The organism is Variovorax sp. AC103 (genome assembly GCF_979254005.1).
Genome location: NZ_CEEDFC010000090.1, coordinates 1 through 247 on the forward strand (window position 1 = coordinate 1; position 247 = coordinate 247).

The 247-nt window shown below is 68.8% G+C and carries 1 protein-coding gene; it reads right to left on the bottom strand.

What is annotated here, in order from left to right; genetic code table 11:
* On the bottom strand, positions 1-247 hold a 247-nt coding region (locus AC0IYU_RS34915), incomplete at both ends, for a metallopeptidase TldD-related protein (protein ID WP_472126995.1).

Consider the following 247-nt stretch of genomic DNA (forward strand, 5'->3'; position numbering starts at 1 on the left):
ATGATCCCATCCTCGATCAGGACGGTGCGCGAGGTCGGGGTGCCCTCGTCGTCGATGGACAGGGAGCCGCGACGCCCGGCGATGGAGCCGTCGTCCACCACGGTCACGCCCGGCGCGGCGACCCGCTTGCCCATCATGCCGTTGAAGACGGACGAGCCCTTCCTGTGGAAGTCGCCTTCGAAGCCGTGGCCGATGGCTTCATGCAGCAGGACGCCAGGCCAGCCGGCGCCCAGGACCACGTCCATCT